Below are 15,039 nucleotides of genomic sequence, written 5' to 3' on the forward strand. Positions count from 1 at the left end.
TTTATGACTCTAATTTTTTCGCACGTCTTAATAATAAAAGAAAGACAATTATAATGAACCCAATTATAAGGAAGAACCCATATTGTTTTATATAATCAATTATGTCATTCGCACTTGTTGGTTTTTCAACGTGAATGCCTTCTTTATTAGTAGTAATATGAATATCTTTCATTTTTACTTCATTCATGTCTTTTTGTAAATCAATCCACTCTATGTTTGGAATACTTTCTAGTTCTTTTAATACTTCTTTTAATGGTTCAACGCCCAAGTAAGGATGATAAAATGCACCGATAATTCCATCAGATAGTTTAGTGATAGATAAAGCACGTTCTTTCATTTTTGCTATAGCTTGTGGCTTCCCTTCTTCAATAAAGCCAACAGTTTCAGGAATTAATTTCATCCCATGTAAAAATGACGGTGTACTTATATAAGCCGGTGAGTGCATTGATTTCCAAGTTGTATCGTTTAGTTGTATTTGTCCTACATAAGTTGAAAAATATTGTGATAGTATTTCATATCCTTTTTGAGACATTGTATAGTGCGGAGCTTCAAAGGCAACTGGATATAATTTAGCTTCTACAAGCTCTGTAATCCCTTTTTCAATATGATCTTTAATATATTTTTCTTCGAAGGCTTGCCCGTTTTTTACGTATTTATTATAGTCTTCTGTAGACTGAAAATCTTTTTTTGTTTTTGATTTTTCATGGTTTGGTTGGCGAATTGGTTGATCTGTTTTTACATCCCAAAATTCAAAACCTTCGCCAGTTTCACTATCATAAAACTGATGTGTGTAACCATGCATAACGATAGAGCCACCATTATCTTGCATAAAGTGTAAAACATCGATTAATTCAGAGTTATCCTTTAAATGTACTGTTTTTCCTGTGTCTGGATCTTTGTAAACAGGGATAACGGTAATCATATAAGGGAGCTTTTTCTCTTTTAGTAATTCAGCGATTTCTTTTAATTGCTTTACATCTACAGCTGGATGAACGTCTTCAAGACGTAAATAAGCTGAAGTTTTATTTGTTTCAGGTTTTTGTCCGAAATAAGAAAATAACATTTCACCGACGTAATGAGACATCCAATCGAAAAGGTTTGGAGTTGCAACATAATATGATGTTCCTTGCTGAACGATTAACGGATGGTTTCCATCGGCACTCAAGGCGTAAGCAAGAGTTGTTCCTGTTGTTTCAATTTTCTTCATTAAGCGTTCTTCATGTAATTCATTTTTTAACTGGTTAGTCGGATATTCTATAGTGTGAATTCGTATATCTGTTTCTTTCGAGGTAATGAAAGAAAAACGGTTAGATAATTGTTCAACATTTTGTCCTAAAACTAATATGGGACCTGAGAAGTTTTCTAGAAATTGTTTTGCTGCAATAGAAAAATCTTCTTTTTTCTCTCCGATATAAACGATATGTGTATAAGAAGATGAGTTAGTAATTTCATTTATCTCTTTTAAACTTTTCACTGTTATATCTTTTGTAAAGTGCCCTAACTGAGTATTAAGGATTTGTACATTGTTTGTAACTGTATTATTTTCTGTACTATATAAAATAAGTACCTTTGGTTTTGATGATGTTTGTGCGGATGTGTGTACAGGTATGAGTAGTAAAATACTGAACAAGAGTATTAGGCATTTTTTCATTTTGTGTGCTCCTATTCTATATGTAGAATTCAATTTACAATTATATACAAGAAATAAGTTATAGTCCATGTAAGTTACATTTTTGCACGTATTTACCATATGTTTTTTCGCAAAATCGGTCTAAAGCATGATGATAATATGTATAGTAATTTGCTATGATTGAAAGGTAAGAGAATGATAGAGTGTTGGTAATTGTAAAAGAAAGGCTGAAAGGGGACAAATTTCAGCGGAGAAAGAGGTAGAGGTAGTGAAGAAATTCTTTGTAGGATTTTTAGTTGTTCTTGGAGTGTATTTATATTTCCAAGGAAAGTCTGAAGGAATGGGTAAGCTAATGAATGAGACAAGCTATGTTGATTCAGAAGAAGCAAAACAGATGAAACAAATCATTATAGAGGAAGCAAAGAAAGTAAACCTTCCGGAATGGATACCTCTTACAATTGCCGAACATGAAAGTAGGTTAAATCCAAGAAGTGTTGGAGATAACGGAACTTCATTCGGATTGTTTCAATTACACCGCGGTGGTGGGCTTGCGCCAGATCATTTAACTGATGAAGAGCTGAAAGATCCACGTACAAATGCGCAAATTGCAATGCCGCATTTAATGAAAGGTTATAAGCGCGGGGTGCAAAAAGGTTTGACTGATTTTGCATTACTGAAATATATAGCGAATACATCTGGATGGCCAGGGAATTTAGGACCAGAGTGGACGGATAACAATATGAAGTATAACATCGGATTAGAGGATGTATACTATCGAAATAAAGGTGTAATCAAAGAGTAGGTTTTCTATACCTACTCTGTTTTTTTATGAATAATTTCATCCTTTTCTTTCATGAAATACTGCGCTAGTTGTATTTTCACATCTTCTAGTTTTGTAGAAACTTGAGGTATTTTATATCCTACATACAACGGTGAAACGACAAACCTAGGAACAACTTTACAAATGATTTTCCTGTTTAAGTGATAGAAGAATAAGTTATAACTACTACATCCTTTATGGAAATCTGTCAGTATGTAACGTACAGTTTGCTGAATATAATTGGCCATTTCATCTATAAATGCAATATCTTCAATGATGATATTAAATTCAGTAAAGCCGATAATAGGACGCTCTGAAATGTTGAGTTCAATGCGTTCATTTTTTTGAACAATTACCCCTTGGAAATTTGCTTCCTCAATATTTTCAAGATAGTCTACATGTTTCATTCCGATAATTTGCATATGTGCATGATGCAAACTTCCGCCTGAAAATGGACCATGATTTTTGTATAAAATCACAGAAGTGAATTCTTCATTTTCCTGTAAGTTTAACCAATGGAGAATAGAGAAGCGAATTAGTTTTCTCATATGTTCTTCTGTATATGTTGCGATATGGTCTTCGCAATTATCTGTTTCGATTAGCACGGTTTGAAAGGTATCCTTTAATGTAGGGAATTTATTTTTTAACCAAATAATAGAGCCCTCAGTTGCTAAAATATCCGTTAAATTTTCTCTGTCACAAAAAGGACATGCAGTGTTTCTGTTCCGAATACTTTCTGGTTTTTGTTTACCGATATCGTTTAAAAAATATAGTTGTTGTGTATCCATTTGTATATATGCCCCTTTAAAATATATGTAAAAATCCCGCTTAATACATTCGGGAAAAGGAGAAGGAAATCCTTTAAAGGGAATAGGGAAAAATAAAAGACAAGATATCCTCATTGCAATAGGGTACCTTGTCTTTTATTTTTTCTTTAATAGTGTGTATGGATAATATAGAGCATTTTCATTTTGTTTCTTTTTTCTATTTTTTATTGTGTATAAGGCAATTGCTGTACTTGCGATTACAATAATGGCTTTCTTCATATTCATATACCCCTTTTTATTGTTGGTTTAATTCTTGGCTAACTGCTTTCGCATCAACTAAAGCATGTAAGATCATTTTTACCATGTTCATCATAGTTCTTTCCTCCCTTTTATAGTTCGTTTAGTTCTTTTACAACTGCTTGTCCGTTCACTAATACCTCAAAGATTGCTTTTACGATTTCTTTCATCATGATTGTTTCCTCCTTGTTTTTGTCTCTCTTGTTTACATCTTTATTGTATAGGGAGGTATCTTTTCGTACTATCGCTTTCCATTACGTGAACATAACAGTTTTGTAAGATTTGATGTCACTTATTGAAATGTTTAGTCTATCTTCATTATTTTCAGAAAAATGACTATTCAAACATAAATCGGGGAAGTATAATAAAGAAGTAAGTATTAAATTCCGTACGAAAGGAGTGAATGAGATGAAATGTTCTTTAGCTACGCGCGCAAAATTTTTAGATTATATCTATATTTGTCGTGCGATTTTTCATGATGTAGTTGTTAACGGGATACGTATGCCCTTTTTTAACAATTGCATAGTAGCTATTGAACGATAGAAGTCTCTTCACCCATTTTTGATAAACGTGTGAAAAGGGAGCTATTTGGCTTCCTTTTTCTATGACAAAAACCATGGGGAATGTTTCTTTCCCATGGTTTTTTATATTGAAAGGAGTACGGAAAATGACAATTTGTAGTGTAAATAATGTAAAGAAATCTTTTGGTGGAAACATCATATTTGAAAATATATCGCTTGAAATAAAGAATGGAGAACGTATTGGATTAGTTGGTCGTAACGGTAGTGGGAAGACAACTATCTTTCAGCTTTTAACAGGAATTGAGGGTTTGGATGCGGGAGCTATCCATGTGAAGAAAGGTACGCGCATTGGTCTTGTAGCACAAATTCCAAAATTTAATAATGAAATGAATGTATATGATGTATTAAGCTCCGCTTTTAAAAAGGAAAAAGAGTTGGAGATAGAAATGCATGCTTTAGAAAAAAATATGGCGGAAGAACAGGAAGCATCTGCTTTACAAAAATTGATGGAGAGATACGGAGTAATTCAAGAAAGATACGCGTTTCTCGGTGGCTATGAAATAGAAGCGAATATTATGAAGGTAGCAAATGGTCTACAGGTGACGGAACTATTTCCCCGATCATTTATGGAGTTAAGTGGTGGAGAACAAACAAAAGTAAGTCTTGCGTATATGCTATTGCAGAAACCAGATCTACTTTTGTTAGATGAACCAACAAATCATTTGGACTTATTTGCAGTCGAGTGGTTAGAGCAATTTCTAAAAGAATATACAGGAACAGTTATGGTCATTTCGCATGATCGCTATTTCCTTGATGAAGTTGTAACGAAAATTTTTGATTTAGAAGATGGAGAAATTCACGTATATCATACGAACTATTCACAGTTTGTTGAGGAAAAGGAAGAAAGGCTGCTTCAAGAATTTCAAGCGTATCAAGAACAGCAAAAGAAAATAAAGAAAATGAAAGAAGCAATTAAGCGTCTACGTGAATGGGCAAATCAAGCGAATCCGCCGAATGAAGGATTGCATAAGAGAGCCAGAAATATGGAACGTGCATTAGAGCGCATAGAGAAACTAAAGAGACCCATTTTGGATAGAAAACAGATGGGACTTCAGTTTGAAGGGCAAGAGAGAAGCGGGAAAGATGTTGTTGTAATGAAAGAAGTGAGTAAAGGATTTGATGAACGATCTTTATTCGAGAAAGTAAATTTGCATATTCGTTTTCAGGAGCGCGCAGCTATCGTTGGACGTAATGGTACAGGAAAGACTACGTTATTAAAACTATTACTAAAAGAAATGCAGCAAGATGCTGGAGAAATTCGGATTGGTAGTAGTGTGAAAATCGGTTATTTATCGCAACATGCGTACGGGAATATGAAGAACAATGTATTGGAAGCTTTCAGAGATTGCGTGGCTGTAACAGAGGGAGAAGCAAGACATATATTAGCTCGTTTCTTATTTTATGGTCCAGCTGTTTTTAAGAAAGTAACACAACTTAGCGGTGGAGAAAAAATGAGGTTAAGGCTCGCGCAACTTATGTATCAAGATGTTAACTTTCTTATTTTAGATGAACCGACGAATCATCTTGATATTGAATCAAGGGAAGTTTTAGAGGAGGCCCTTGAACAATATAATGGAACGATTTTAGCTGTTTCACATGATCGTTATTTCTTAAATAAATTGTTTGAAAAGACATATTGGATTGATGAGCACAAATTATTTGAGTTTGCAGGGAACTATGCATGGGCTCGTCAAAAGTGGGAAGAAAGAATTGAGAAACAAGTAGTAAAACAGAAGCAGCAACAGCAAGGGAATAAAGCGTTAGAAGTAATGCCTATAAAAAAGAAGAAGTCTAGGGATTTAGAGGCAGTTGAAAATGAGTTAATGCATATAGAAGAAGATATATATGCACTCGAATGTAAAATGGAAAATGTAGTTGATGTTGAAATGCTTGAACAATTATATGAAGAAAAAACGAAAAAAGAGTTTTTACGAGCGGAGTTATATAATGAGTTAGAGAACATTGTGGAGTAAAAAGTAGAAAGCTAATTCCTTTCAGTTTTGCTGAAGGGATTAGCTTTCTTTTTTATCCCGCTATTTGCGGGGCAGTAAGACTCCCACCTCAAAATTAGGTGGGAGCCCTGCTGCCCGTAAACGCCCGATTGGTGAGGGTTAATAATCGGTGGGGGATGAACAAAACCCCCACTGATTAAAGTTTAACTTTATAATAATATTTTACGTAAGGGATAAATAAAAAATGTGTTTCACGTGAAACAGTAATTTTGATAAATTTATGTTACGCAATTTTCATCCAGCAAAAATTCCATATCGAAATTGAAGAACTGGTAAAGAGAAAAATAAATGTTATCAAAATCTTTTTCAATAATAGTAATTACAGAAGTGTAGGCTAATTATTTCCCGAGACATAAGTATGCGTGATAGAGACTCATGGTTGAAAGTAAAAAAGAAAGCAGAGTTACAGCTTTACGCGCTGAACTCTGCTTTCTTTTTGTGTGGTATCTTCCCTCGTTGAAATTATAATAGCGATCCCGAGCATAATAAAAAAAGCTAAAAAGAGGACGAACTTTGGGAAGAAAGGGAACAGTAATAACGCCCCGACTATTATGATTGTTAATAATACATAGTGCAGGACATATTGGAATAGGTTGTCCATATTTTCGCCCCCTTCTTGGTAGTTAATTGTTATTATTCTATGCTGGGCTATTAGATAATAGAATGAATTTTTTACTAAGTTTGCCTAAATTAAAGATTGATAAATAATTTTGAAAAAACTCTCAAAATATTTATATAGAAATAATTGACAAAATATACTGAAAGATATAAGCTAATAACCATAAAGTCTACCGGAAAGGTCGGAATAAGATTGTTACCCCTCAAAAACATCTATTTTTTTACGATTAAAACCGACTTTTCCGATTGGTTATAAATGTTGCTGTGGGAGGCATACATTAGTCAAGCAGTTCATAAGGTGTAATTATTAAAAAAAAGTTAGGGTGGGGACAATGAAGAAAAAGACAAAAAAATGGGCTGGTGTATTTTCGGTATTACTGAGTAGTTCGCTTGTGTTATCTGCTTGTGGGGGACAGGAGGATACGGCTTCTACAGAATCAGTGCAAAAACAGGATTTAAAAGACTCTAAGATTGAAACAATTCCAGCTACAGATAAGAAGAAAAGTCCAGAAAAAGCAAATCAGCGGAAGGACACTTTTATCACGGCTATTTCTAAGCCAGGAGGCGTTTTCTTACCATATTTCCAAGAGAATGGTTGGGATGGAAACGTAACGTCTGTTATTTTTGCATCATTAGTAACAACAGACAAACAAGGTAAACCTGCTCCAGACCTTGCAGAAAAATGGGATATTTCTGCTGATCAGTTAACATATACATTCCATTTACGTAAAGATTTAAAGTTTAGTGATGGTTCCCCTTTAACAGCGGATGACGTAGCATTCACATTAACACTACTCCATGATAAAGCATATGAAGGTGGGGTGGATATTGCTCAGTATGCCATTAAAGGTGGGAAAGAATATAAAGAAGGAAAAGCAACTTCTATTGAAGGGATTCAAGTTGTTAATCCACAAACAATTAAAATTGTAACTGAAAAAGTTAATTCTCAGGCATTAACTGCTTTAGGTGGGTCAGTGTTATCAAAAGCTTATTATGGAAAAGATTATAAACAAAATACAAGTTTAGACTATTTAAAAGCATTATATGGGCAACCAATTGCTGCGGGACCATATAAATTTGAGAAATATGTTCCAGGTCAAGAAGTTCGCTTTGTTGCCAATGAACATTATTATGCAGGAAAACCGAAAATCAAAAACTTTATTTACAAAATAACATCAGGCGATACTGGATTCCAATTATTCCAAACAGGTGAACTGGATTATAGTGGATTTAGAGCAAATCCTGAAAATATAGAACAATTAAAAGGATTAGGTTTTGCGAATATTAATCTCGAGTCTTCTAGTGATATCGCTTATATTTATGTGAATAATAAGAAGCCATATTTGAAAGATAAGAAAGTCCGCCAAGCACTTACTTATGGGTTAGATCGTAAGAAGTATGTTGATACAGCTTTACAAGGATATGGTTCTGTTGCTAACGTACCAATTGCTCCAGTTTCGTGGGCATATACGGAAGAAGGAATTAATAAATATCCATACGACGTAGAAAAGGCTAAAAAATTATTGGATGAAGCTGGTTGGAAAGTAGGTTCTGACGGGGTTCGTGAAAAAGATGGTCAAAAATTAAAATTAGCATACTACGCATCAAATACAGGAAAAACAAATGATATCTTTATTCCAATTGCAAAAGAAAGCTACAAAGCAATCGGTGTTGAAATAAATCCAGAGCTAATGGACTTTAATACGATGCTTTCAAAAGTGGGAAAAGGTGACTATGATTTAGCAGCGGTTTCAACACCAGGAATTAGTGATCCAAGTGAAGTGGTAAGTGACTACTTATCAACTAACCCAAAAAGTGATACAGGTTATAGTAATCCGAAAGTTGATGAATTAATTGTAAAAGGCATAGAGACGACAGATATTGAAAAACGTAAAGCAGTTTATAAAGAACTGTATAAAGAGTTAAGCGATGATCCACCGGTTATTTTACTAAACTATCGTAAACTACTTTACGCTCACAATGCACGTATACAAGGCATCAATCCAGAAAAATATGATGGTATTAGTTCTAACTTACCAGTGCTATCAGTTGAAAAATAAAGATTAACTGAAATAATAGAAGACATTTTTTCATACAGCAAGGAATAAACGCTGCTTTGAAAAAATGTTCTTCTATTTTTAAGTAAATAGGATTGGGGAGACAAAAGGTGAAAACATACATCATTCGTAGGTTTCTACAAATGATTCCTACATTGTTTGGTACGTCCATTATTATCTTTTTCTTATTTGCACTCTTGCCAGGTGATTATATTGATTCAAATCCAAAGTTAACACCAGAGAGAGCTCAAGAATTAAGGGAACTGTATGGTTTAAATAAGCCGATTATTGAAAGATACTTTCACTGGCTAGGTAACGCATTGCACGGTGATTTTGGTTTCTCATTACAATATCAAGAACCAGTAACATCATTACTTAATAAGTTCATTTGGAATACATTTATTGTTGCAGTTGCAGCTTTATTTTTCACTTGGATTATTGCTCTTATAATTGGTGTTGTTTCAGCAACAAAACAGCATTCATGGTTTGATAGACTTGTAACAATTGGTGTTTTTGCTGCAATGTCATTCCCATCATTTTTTATAGGATTGTTCTTAATTAAATTATTGGCAGTTGATTTAAATTTATTACCAATTGGCGGCATGATTGATATTGGAAGTAATTCGACAGGTATCACATACATATTGGAAGTACTACGTCATATGATTCTGCCTGTATTTATTTTAACGCTTCTCGGTGTAGGGTCATTAACACGATATTTTAGAACAGGTATGTTGGATGTTGTAAGACAAGACTATATTCGTACTGCACGTGCAAAAGGGTTGAAAGAAAGAAAAGTTATTTATAAGCATGCATTGAAAAATGCAATTTTACCAGCGATTACTTTACTTGCGTTTGAATTACCAGGCTTATTTTCTGGCGCAATTATTATTGAACAAATCTTTAACTGGCCAGGTATTGGAAGTATTCAATTAGAAGCATTGAACTTTCGTGATTATACAGTATTAATGGCATTTACGATGTTTCTTTCTTGTTTAACAATTATGGCGAACTTTTTTGCAGATATTGTATATGGGCTTGTTGATCCACGAATTCGACTGAAGTAAGGGAGGAAGATATGGAGACTATTACAACAATAAAGAAAAAGAAAGAACCGAAAAAAAGAAACGAATCATCACCATGGCGTCAAGCCTATAAAAAAATAAAGCAAAATAAGATGGCATTGTTTGGTTTATACGTTTTAATATTTATGTTTTTATTTAGTTTCATTGGTCCAATCTTTTCACCATATGCTTCGGGGACAGTACAAGTAACGCAAATTAATAAACCACCTAACCTTTCACATTGGCTCGGAACAGACCAATTAGGACGAGACATTTTAACTAGGCTTATGCAAGCAGGACGTATTTCATTAACAATCGGTTTAGCATCGATGTTACTATCTGTTATACTCGGTGCTTTGTTAGGAGCCATTGCTGGTTTTTATCGTGGCATTGTAGACCATCTAATTATGCGTATTGCAGATGTGTTAATGTCCATTCCAGGATTACCGTTGCTTATTATAATGGGGGCAATTTTATCAGAATGGAAACTACCATCAGAATACCGGTTATATGTCGTAATGATTATTTTAAGCTTAGTAGGATGGCCAGGACTTGCTCGTCTTGTGCGAGGGCAGATTTTAACGCTGCGGGAGCAAGCATTTATGCAGGCAGCGGACGTATTGGGATTAAAAGATTCTCGTAAAATTCTCCATCATTTAATTCCAAACGTTTTTCCAATATTAATTGTTGTAGCGACATTAGGTGTGGCAGGGTCTATTTTAAGTGAATCTGCACTAAGCTACCTAGGTCTTGGTGTTGTCCCGCCTACACCATCGTGGGGAAATATGATTAGTGCAGCAAACTCATTAATCGATTTCCAAAAGCGTCCGTGGTTATGGATCCCACCTGGTTTTGCAATCTTTATAACAGTTGTATCAATTAATATACTTGGCGATGCACTTCGTGATGCATTAGATCCAAAGATGAAGCGGTAGGTGAGAAAGCATGAGTAGAGCGGTAGTAGAGCTAAAGGATTTACAAACACACTTTCAGACGGAAGAAGGTACAGTAAAGGCTGTCAATCATGTTAGCTTTTCAGTTCGAGAAGGTGAAACAGTTTGTGTAGTAGGCGAATCAGGTTGCGGGAAAAGTGTAACGGCTTTATCTATTATGGGACTTATTGCTGAATCTGGCGGCATCGTTGGTGGTGATATTCTTTATGAAGGAAAAAGTCTTTTAGGAATGAAAGAGAAAGAACTTCGTAGTTTAAGAGGAAATGATATCGCCATGATTTTCCAGGAACCGATGACATCGCTTAATCCGGTCTTTACTGTTGGAGAGCAAATTGTTGAGACGTTAAGAGAGCATGAACTACTTAGCAAAAACGAAGCATACAAAAAAGCAATTGAATTAATTCGTAAAGTTGGTATTGCTCGTGCTGATGAAATTGTCCATTCTTATCCGCACGAATTAAGCGGTGGTATGTTACAACGTATTATGATTGCTATTGCACTTAGTTGTAATCCAAAGTTATTAATTGCAGATGAACCGACAACAGCTCTAGACGTTACGATTCAAGCGCAAATATTAGACTTACTAAGACAAGTAAAAGAGGGATTTAAAACGTCCATTTTATTAATTACACATGATCTAGGTGTTGTAGCGGAAATGGCCGATTATGTTGTCGTTATGTATGGTGGAAAAGTTATTGAAGAGGCACCGGTACTAGAAATATTTCAAAATCCGAAACATCCATATACGCAAGGGTTGCTAAAATCAAAACCAGTAATGGGGAAACGAACAGATAAACTTTATTCTATTCCAGGGCAAGTTCCAAATTTAGTTGGCTTAGATGAGTTTTGCTACTTTAGTGGTCGCTGTGAACATTGCATGGAAATATGCAAAAATGAAGCGCCAAATCTTAATGTGCATGACGAGGATCATAAAGTAGCTTGTTGGTTATATGAGGAGCGTGCTGGGCAATGAGTGAACCATTATTAGAAGTGAAGAACTTAAAAACGTATTTTCCGATTAAGGGCGGCGTATTTAGTAGAACGATTGGACATGTGAAAGCGGTAGATGGGGTAAGCTTTACAATTGATAAAGGAGAAGTGTTTGGCCTTGTAGGAGAGTCTGGAAGTGGGAAAACGACGATAGGAAAAACAATTCTCCGTCTCGTTCAAAAAACAGAAGGTGAAGTGAAATTTAAAGGTCAAGATGTTCATGCTTTATCAAAAGAAGAGCTGAGAAAGCATCGTCCTAATATGCAGCTCGTCTTTCAAGATCCATTTAGCTCATTAAATCCAAGAATGAGAATTGGAGAAGCGCTTGGTGAGCCAATGTTGGCTCACGGACTAGCGACGAAAGAAAATGTCCGTGCAAAGGTGATAGAAGTATTGGAGTTATGTGGTTTAGCGCCGTATCATATTGACAGGTACCCTCATGAGTTTTCCGGTGGGCAACGTCAACGTATCGTTATTGCAAGGGCGATGGTATTAGATCCAGAATTTATTGTGGCTGATGAGCCTGTTGCGGCATTAGATGTATCTATTCAAGCGCAAATCATTAATTTGTTTAGTGAATTACAGGAGAAAAAGGGATTATCCTATTTATTCATTTCACATGATTTAAGTGTTGTGGAGCACTTATGTACGAAAATTGGAATTATGTATTTAGGAACTATTGTGGAAACAGCATCACGTGATGAGTTATTTGCGAATCCGCTTCATCCATATACAAAAGCATTGTTATCAGCAGTGCCAATACCGGATCCAACGGTTAAGCGAGAACGGATTATTCTAGAAGGGGATATTCCAAGTCCTGCAAATCCACCATCAGGTTGCCGTTTTCATACACGTTGCCCCGTTGCTACAGATATTTGTAAAACGAATGTACCAGAATTCCGTAATGTGGGTGAAGATCATTTTGTTGCTTGTCATCATGTGTAAAAGAAAAGGACTCTTTCAAAATGTGAAAGAGTCCTTTTTTTACCCCGCATTAACGGGCAGTAAGACTCCCACCTGAAAATTCGACACATGCGGGGAAGTTAGGTGGGAGATTAACTGCCCGTAAAAGCCCGATTGGTTCAACTAATAATCAGAGGAACCCCACCTCTGATTAAAGTTGAACTTTATTTACTAGATGAAGTTTGTTTTAATACAAATTGCTCAATTGCATGAGCAACACCGTTTTCATTATTTGTTAATGTAACAACGTCACATAATTTTTTTACGTCTTCTTCAGCATTTCCCATTGCAACTGATAAGCCGGCTACTTGTAGCATTGGCACATCATTAAAGTTGTCACCGATTGCAACAGTATCTTCAATTGGTATATTGAAATAAGCTGCCATTTCTTGCAAACCATTGCCTTTATGGCCATGCTTATCCATAATTTCTACATTAGTAGGAGCTGATGCGGTAACTGAAATATCCGTATCTTCTTGTAAAGTTTGCAATAGCTGCGAACGATGAGCAGCATTAAATGTCAAAATAAAGAATTTAGATATTTCTAATTCTGGATTATTTACGACATCTTCGATTTTTTGGAAATCAGTAATTAAGTTTGATTTCTTTTGTTTTTCTGTAATTCTTTCAAGTTCCTCAAGTGTAACATCTAGTGTATGCTTGTTTTCTTCGAATGCCTGCATAACTTGATCTTGCCATGTATAAGGAGAGTAAACCCCTTTATTTGTGTACAACTTATATGGAAAACCTTCAGATTCTAGTAATTTTGCAAGCTTGTATACTTTATCATTTTGTAAACAACGCGAGTTAATTACTTTTCCGTCTACATAAACAATTGCCCCATTGCTTGCTCCAACTGGAAGAGATAGTTTATATTCTTCCAATAATTTCAAAGCATCCTCTTTCGCGCGGCCAGAACAAATCATTACAATATGACCAGCCTCTTTTGCGGTTTGGATAGCTTGTAAGTTCTCTTTGGAGATTTCAAGATTAGATGATAGTAGTGTACCATCCATATCTAGTGCGATTAATTTCAAAATGACCACCTCTTTGTTTCCATTATACATAGTTATATAGAGGAAACATATAAACTTATCTTGGAAAGATAGTATTTTATCCCGCATTAATTTCTAGTAAAAGTGCGATTGGTGAGGGGAATAATTAGTAGGGAATGGAACTCTCGTTGATTAAAGTTTCACTTTGGTTTTTAACAAAATAGAGATGAATAATATTATATTTCGCTTTATGACCTTAATGTTACACTAGTGTTACAAATATGATTGTAGTAGAAAACGCATTAAAACAAGGTTTTTGAGTGTTAATTTAAAAAAACGTAAAAAAAGTGTAATAAAATTTACGTAATTATATTGCAACGTAATAATAGTTATGTTACATTAGTGTTACAAACGTTACGTAATTAATTTCAATGTAACGTTAACATGAAAACTATGAACTAATCATTTCTTAGTAATTACATATAGATAACTTATAAAAAAGGAGAATGAATGATATGAACAACGAGCAAGTATTAAACGTAACAAAAGGTGACTTCTTAGGATCAGCAAGCGGAGCAGTAGTATTAACAGCATTAATCGTATTTCTATCAAGCGTATTAGTATAATAGAAGTTTTGTAACAAAAGATAAATGAAGGGAGAATGAAAGATATGAAAGAGCAAGTATTACAAGTAACAAAAGGTGATTTCTTAGGATCAGCAAGTGGAGCGGTAGTATTAACAGCATTAATCGTATTTCTATCAAGCGTATTAGTATAATAGAAGTTTTGTAACAAAAGATAAATGAAGGGAGAATGAAAGATATGAAAGAGCAAGTATTACAAGTAACAAAAGGTGACTTCGTAGGATCAGCAAGTGGAGCGGTAGTATTAACAGCATTAATCGTATTTCTATCAAGCGTATTAGTATAATAGAAGTTTTGTAACAAAAGATAAATGAAGGGAGAATGAAAGATATGAAAGAGCAAGTATTACAAGTAACAAAAGGTGATTTCTTAGGATCAGCAAGCGGAGCAGTAGTATTAACAGCATTAATCGTATTTCTATCAAGCGTATTAGTATAATAAAAGTTTTAAATTGTACAAAATGAAAGGAGAATGAGGAATATGAACAGTGAACAAGTGTTACAAGTAACAAAAACAGATTTATTAGGATCATTAGGCGGAGCGGTAATATTAACATCATTTATTCTATTCCTTGCAAATATATTAGTATGAAAAATATAAATACAATCATTCAAAAAAAATAAAGACTCTAACGTATTAGTAAGTAGT

The 15,039-nt window shown here is 34.6% G+C and carries 18 protein-coding genes; 13 read left to right on the forward strand and 5 right to left on the reverse strand.

Annotated elements, in window-relative coordinates:
- Position 1: 1 nt before the first annotated feature.
- Complete coding sequence (locus MKY70_RS01195) at positions 2 to 1,651, reverse strand: DUF2334 domain-containing protein (RefSeq protein ID WP_088034748.1); 1,650 nt, start codon at positions 1,649 to 1,651, stop codon at positions 2 to 4.
- Between the two features lie 247 nt (positions 1,652 to 1,898).
- Between MKY70_RS01195 and MKY70_RS01200 the strand changes: the two genes are divergently transcribed.
- On the forward strand, positions 1,899 to 2,432 hold the full coding sequence (locus MKY70_RS01200; RefSeq protein ID WP_000713256.1) for a transglycosylase SLT domain-containing protein: 534 nt from the start codon (positions 1,899 to 1,901) through the stop codon (positions 2,430 to 2,432).
- 11 nt (positions 2,433 to 2,443) lie between these two features.
- Here MKY70_RS01200 and MKY70_RS01205 read toward each other — a convergent pair whose 3' ends face one another.
- Entirely contained in the window at positions 2,444 to 3,238 is a 795-nt protein-coding gene (locus tag MKY70_RS01205; RefSeq protein ID WP_440582327.1) for a DUF4931 domain-containing protein, read from the reverse strand.
- A gap of 135 nt (positions 3,239 to 3,373) precedes the next feature.
- Entirely contained in the window at positions 3,374 to 3,502 is a 129-nt protein-coding gene (locus tag MKY70_RS01210) for a hypothetical protein (RefSeq protein WP_002029408.1), read from the reverse strand.
- A gap of 420 nt (positions 3,503 to 3,922) precedes the next feature.
- On the opposite strand from MKY70_RS01210, the gene MKY70_RS01215 reads away from it, so the two are divergent.
- On the forward strand, positions 3,923 to 4,057 hold the full coding sequence (locus MKY70_RS01215) for an RAxF-45 family protein (RefSeq protein ID WP_002139888.1): 135 nt from the start codon (positions 3,923 to 3,925) through the stop codon (positions 4,055 to 4,057).
- Between the two features lie 124 nt (positions 4,058 to 4,181).
- Positions 4,182 to 6,068 carry a ribosomal protection-like ABC-F family protein gene (abc-f, locus tag MKY70_RS01220; RefSeq protein ID WP_341022660.1) on the forward strand — a complete coding sequence of 629 codons (1,887 nt, stop codon included), beginning with the start codon at positions 4,182 to 4,184 and terminating at the stop codon, positions 6,066 to 6,068.
- Positions 6,069 to 6,510: 442 nt separating this feature from the next.
- On the opposite strand, the gene MKY70_RS01225 is transcribed toward abc-f, so the two are convergent.
- Entirely contained in the window at positions 6,511 to 6,708 is a 198-nt protein-coding gene (locus MKY70_RS01225) for a hypothetical protein (protein WP_002115459.1), read from the reverse strand.
- A gap of 349 nt (positions 6,709 to 7,057) precedes the next feature.
- Here MKY70_RS01225 and MKY70_RS01230 point away from each other — a divergent pair, with 349 nt between their 5' ends.
- From MKY70_RS01230 to MKY70_RS01250, 5 genes are all read left to right on the forward strand, one after another.
- Positions 7,058 to 8,785 carry an ABC transporter substrate-binding protein gene (locus MKY70_RS01230; protein WP_341022662.1) on the forward strand — a complete coding sequence of 576 codons (1,728 nt, stop codon included), beginning with the start codon at positions 7,058 to 7,060 and terminating at the stop codon, positions 8,783 to 8,785.
- 107 nt (positions 8,786 to 8,892) lie between these two features.
- The gene (locus tag MKY70_RS01235) at positions 8,893 to 9,849 is read left to right on the forward strand and encodes an ABC transporter permease (protein ID WP_061689743.1); all 957 of its coding nucleotides are present in this window, start codon (positions 8,893 to 8,895) and stop codon (positions 9,847 to 9,849) included.
- An 11-nt stretch (positions 9,850 to 9,860) separates the two neighbouring features.
- Positions 9,861 to 10,781, forward strand: a complete 921-nt coding sequence (opp4C, locus tag MKY70_RS01240; protein ID WP_061689742.1) for an oligopeptide ABC transporter permease — start codon at positions 9,861 to 9,863, stop codon at positions 10,779 to 10,781.
- A 10-nt stretch (positions 10,782 to 10,791) separates the two neighbouring features.
- Positions 10,792 to 11,772: an ABC transporter ATP-binding protein gene (locus tag MKY70_RS01245; RefSeq protein ID WP_341022666.1), complete on the forward strand. Its 981-nt coding sequence runs from the start codon at positions 10,792 to 10,794 to the stop codon at positions 11,770 to 11,772.
- Positions 11,769 to 12,734, forward strand: coding sequence for an ABC transporter ATP-binding protein (locus tag MKY70_RS01250; protein ID WP_002091394.1), 966 nt, complete (start codon positions 11,769 to 11,771; stop codon positions 12,732 to 12,734). Before MKY70_RS01245 ends, MKY70_RS01250 begins: the two co-directional genes overlap by 4 nt.
- Before the next feature lie 182 nt (positions 12,735 to 12,916).
- Here MKY70_RS01250 and MKY70_RS01255 read toward each other — a convergent pair whose 3' ends face one another.
- Complete coding sequence (locus tag MKY70_RS01255) at positions 12,917 to 13,789, reverse strand: Cof-type HAD-IIB family hydrolase (RefSeq protein ID WP_002091393.1); 873 nt, start codon at positions 13,787 to 13,789, stop codon at positions 12,917 to 12,919.
- A 464-nt stretch (positions 13,790 to 14,253) separates the two neighbouring features.
- Here MKY70_RS01255 and MKY70_RS01260 point away from each other — a divergent pair, with 464 nt between their 5' ends.
- Genes MKY70_RS01260 through MKY70_RS01280 form a run of 5 tightly spaced genes read left to right on the forward strand, consistent with a single transcriptional unit; the run spans position 14,254 to position 14,982 of the window.
- Positions 14,254 to 14,373, forward strand: a complete 120-nt coding sequence (locus tag MKY70_RS01260) for a DUF3948 family protein (RefSeq protein WP_002009865.1) — start codon at positions 14,254 to 14,256, stop codon at positions 14,371 to 14,373.
- A 35-nt stretch (positions 14,374 to 14,408) separates the two neighbouring features.
- Positions 14,409 to 14,525 carry a DUF3948 family protein gene (locus MKY70_RS01265; RefSeq protein ID WP_002029425.1) on the forward strand — a complete coding sequence of 39 codons (117 nt, stop codon included), beginning with the start codon at positions 14,409 to 14,411 and terminating at the stop codon, positions 14,523 to 14,525.
- 35 nt (positions 14,526 to 14,560) lie between these two features.
- The gene (locus MKY70_RS01270; RefSeq protein ID WP_000654250.1) at positions 14,561 to 14,677 is read left to right on the forward strand and encodes a DUF3948 family protein; all 117 of its coding nucleotides are present in this window, start codon (positions 14,561 to 14,563) and stop codon (positions 14,675 to 14,677) included.
- A 35-nt stretch (positions 14,678 to 14,712) separates the two neighbouring features.
- A complete protein-coding gene (locus MKY70_RS01275; RefSeq protein ID WP_002029425.1) occupies positions 14,713 to 14,829 on the forward strand; it encodes a DUF3948 family protein in 117 nt (38 codons plus the stop codon).
- Between the two features lie 42 nt (positions 14,830 to 14,871).
- Positions 14,872 to 14,982, forward strand: coding sequence for a DUF3948 family protein (locus MKY70_RS01280; RefSeq protein WP_001083697.1), 111 nt, complete (start codon positions 14,872 to 14,874; stop codon positions 14,980 to 14,982).
- Positions 14,983 to 15,039 lie beyond the last annotated feature (57 nt).

Origin of the sequence: Bacillus sp. FSL R9-9492 (assembly GCF_038007365.1) — a bacterium.
GTDB lineage: Bacteria > Bacillota > Bacilli > Bacillales > Bacillaceae_G > Bacillus_A > Bacillus_A mycoides.

Bases quoted from the DNA above. Each gene is read 5' to 3' on its own strand.
- MKY70_RS01280 (WP_001083697.1), top strand. From the start codon at position 14,872: ATGAACAGTGAACAAGTGTTACAAGTAACAAAAACAGATTTATTAGGA.
- MKY70_RS01245 (WP_341022666.1), top strand. From the start codon at position 10,792: ATGAGTAGAGCGGTAGTAGAGCTAAAGGATTTACAAACACACTTTCAG.
- abc-f (WP_341022660.1), top strand. From the start codon at position 4,182: ATGACAATTTGTAGTGTAAATAATGTAAAGAAATCTTTTGGTGGAAAC.
- MKY70_RS01275 (WP_002029425.1), top strand. From the start codon at position 14,713: ATGAAAGATATGAAAGAGCAAGTATTACAAGTAACAAAAGGTGATTTC.
- MKY70_RS01270 (WP_000654250.1), top strand. From the start codon at position 14,561: ATGAAAGATATGAAAGAGCAAGTATTACAAGTAACAAAAGGTGACTTC.
- MKY70_RS01265 (WP_002029425.1), top strand. From the start codon at position 14,409: ATGAAAGATATGAAAGAGCAAGTATTACAAGTAACAAAAGGTGATTTC.
- MKY70_RS01225 (WP_002115459.1), bottom strand. From the start codon at position 6,708: ATGGACAACCTATTCCAATATGTCCTGCACTATGTATTATTAACAATC.
- MKY70_RS01250 (WP_002091394.1), top strand. From the start codon at position 11,769: ATGAGTGAACCATTATTAGAAGTGAAGAACTTAAAAACGTATTTTCCG.
- MKY70_RS01215 (WP_002139888.1), top strand. From the start codon at position 3,923: ATGAAATGTTCTTTAGCTACGCGCGCAAAATTTTTAGATTATATCTAT.
- MKY70_RS01205 (WP_440582327.1), bottom strand. From the start codon at position 3,238: ATGGATACACAACAACTATATTTTTTAAACGATATCGGTAAACAAAAA.
- MKY70_RS01195 (WP_088034748.1), bottom strand. From the start codon at position 1,651: ATGAAAAAATGCCTAATACTCTTGTTCAGTATTTTACTACTCATACCT.
- opp4C (WP_061689742.1), top strand. From the start codon at position 9,861: ATGGAGACTATTACAACAATAAAGAAAAAGAAAGAACCGAAAAAAAGA.
- MKY70_RS01210 (WP_002029408.1), bottom strand. From the start codon at position 3,502: ATGAATATGAAGAAAGCCATTATTGTAATCGCAAGTACAGCAATTGCC.
- MKY70_RS01260 (WP_002009865.1), top strand. From the start codon at position 14,254: ATGAATGATATGAACAACGAGCAAGTATTAAACGTAACAAAAGGTGAC.
- MKY70_RS01230 (WP_341022662.1), top strand. From the start codon at position 7,058: ATGAAGAAAAAGACAAAAAAATGGGCTGGTGTATTTTCGGTATTACTG.